Consider the following 2,767-nt stretch of genomic DNA (forward strand, 5'->3'; position numbering starts at 1 on the left):
CCACCGGGATTGTGGTGTCGGTGGTGATGGTGTCGAGGACGTGGGTGATTCGGTGGAGCAGGGTGGTGGCGGTGGTGGTGTCGTAGAGGTCGGGAAGGTATTTCATGGTCAGGTGCAGGCGGGTGTCGGCGGAGGCGATCAACGTGACCGGGTAATGGGTGGCGTCGTGGGCGCTGGCACCGACCACCCGCATCCCGGCCAGATCGGTGTCTTCGGACAATCCGGCCCGATCCACCGGGTAGGACTCGAACACCGTCAACGTGTCGAAAACCGCCCCCGCCCCGGCCGCGGCCTGGATCTGGGTCAACCCGAGATGGTGGTAGTCGAGCAGACCGGCCTGCTCGGCCTGGACCCGTGCAAGCAACCCGCCGACGGATTCGCGGTAGTCCAGCCGCACCCGCACCGGCACGGTGTTGATGAACAACCCGATCATCGACTCGACCCCGGGGATCTGCCCCGGCCGACCCGAGACGGTGGCACCGAAGACCACATCCTCGCGCGAGGTCATGGTGGCCAGCACCAGGCCCCACGCCACCTGGATCACGGTGTTGAGCGTGACTCCCCGCCCGCGGGCCACCGCGGTCAGTGTCTGGGTCTGTTCCTCGGTCAGATCCAGCCGGCACTGGTCGGGAATCGTGGACAGCTCCCGGCCCCGGTGCGCGGGGGCAAGCAGGGTCGGCTCCTCGACTCCCGCCAGAGCCCGCTGCCACACCGCGCGTGCGGCCTGCGCATCCTGGCGGCCCAGCCACGCCAGATACTCCCGGTACGGCTGCACCCGAGGCAACCCCGACCCGTCGCCTGCGGTGACATAGAGGGTCAGCAGTTCCCGCAGCAGCAACGGCAACGACCAACCGTCGAGCAGGATGTGATGATTGGTCAGCACCAACCGGTACTCACCGGGCGCGAGGGTGATCAACACCAACCGCAGCAGCGGCGCGGTGCTCATGTCGAACCGGGTGGCCCGGTCGGCGGTCAGGATCCGGTCGAGTTCGGCCCCACGCACGCTCTCCTGCACTGCGGTCAGGTCGATCTCACCCACCGGCACCTCGACACCGTCGGCGAGGACCTGCCAGAACCGCCCATCGGGAGCCGAGACGAACGCGGCCCGCAGGTTCACGTGCCGATCCAGCAGTGTGCGTGCCGCGGCCCGCAACCGTGCCGGATCCACATCGCCACGCAACTCCAACACCAACTGCAGCAGATACGCGTCCACCGAGTGCTCGGCCAGCAACGCATGAAACAGCAACCCCTCCTGCAGCGGCGCCAACGGCCAGATATCCGCCAGCGTCGGATACCGCTGTTCCAGCGCCTCGATCGTGTGCTGGTCCAGGCGCACCAGATCCAGATCCGACGGGGTGAACCCGCCCGCACCCGGCTGCCCCGCACACTCGGCCAGCACGGTCACCGCCTGCCGCCACCGCCGCGCCAGATCGGTCACCTCGCCGGCGCAGAGCACCCCGGTCGGGAACGAGAACACCGCCCGCAACACCGAACCGGCGGCGGTGGTGGTCACCGCGGCATCGACGGCGAGCACCACCGCCGCCGGCAGGTCCCGATCACCACCACCCAGATCGCCGGTCTCCTCGACCGGAACCCACCCCACCTCCACACCGTCGGCGAGCGCGCCGGTGGTGGTGAACCGGCCCAGATAGTTGAACCCGATCTGCGGTTGCGGGAACGACGCCAGTACCTCACCGGTCTCGTCATTGAGATACCGCAACAACCCGTACCCGATCCCGCGGTCCGCGGTCGTGCGCAGTTGTTCCTTCACGGTCTTGACCGCCGCCCCCGCCGCCGCACCACCGGCCAGGACCTCGTCGAGGTCCACCCCGGCCAAATCCAGACGCACCGGGAACATGGTGGTGAACCAGCCCACCGTCCGCGACAGGTCCGCCCCCGCCACCACCTGCTCCTCCCGGCCGTGTCCCTCCAACCCGATCAAGGCCTGCGCGGTGTCGATGCCCCGATCACGCCGCCAGCTACTCAACGCCACCGCCAGGGCGGTCAGCAAACCATCGTTCACCCCGCCGTGAAACACCTCCGGCAACGTGGTGAGCACGGTGTCGGTGACCGCGGCCGGCAACGCCACGCCGACCGTGTCCACCGTGGCCCCCACATCCACCGCCGGATCCAACGCACGCGACCCCAACACCGGATCCGACCCGGTCAGCATCTCCCGCCACAGGCCGAGTTCCCCGACCCGGGCCTCGGCGTGAGCGGCGGCAACCAGCCCGTGCGCCCACCGTCGCATCGACGTTCCCACCGGCGCCAGCTCCGCTTGCGCGCCCGCCGCGAGCCGGGCCCACGCCACCGCCAGATCGGGCACCAGAATCCGCCACGACACCCCATCGATCACCACATGATGCGCCACCAGCAACAACCGGCCCCCCGTGGTGGTGCCGGGATCGAACCACACTCCCTGCACCATCACCCCCGACGCCGGATCGAGCCGGCCCACGGCCGCCTCCCACGCACCGGCCACCACCGCCGAGAACCCCTGCCCGCTCACCTCCTCCACCGGCACCCGCACCAGCAGCGACTCCGCGGGAACCGACCCAACCGGCAACACCTCGAGAACCCACCCCACCCCGGACCCGGACCCGGACCCGGAAACAGAGCCGGAGTCGGTGCTGCGGCGCAACCGGGCTCGGAGCATGTCGTGGCGGTCCAACACCGCCTGCACCGTCCGGGCGAGCGTGTCCCGGTCGATCCCCACCGGCAACGTCAACAGCACCGACTGCGAAACCCGATCCAAACCACCCACCCG

At 69.6% G+C, this 2,767-nt stretch carries 1 protein-coding gene; it reads right to left on the reverse strand.

The annotated features are described in order from the left end of the window. On the reverse strand, nucleotides 1-2,755 hold a 2,755-nt coding region (locus tag AC3ERS_RS36490), incomplete at its 3' end, for a condensation domain-containing protein (protein ID WP_431972719.1). Nucleotides 2,756-2,767 lie beyond the last annotated feature (12 nt).

This window comes from Nocardia sp. bgisy134, assembly GCF_057708325.1.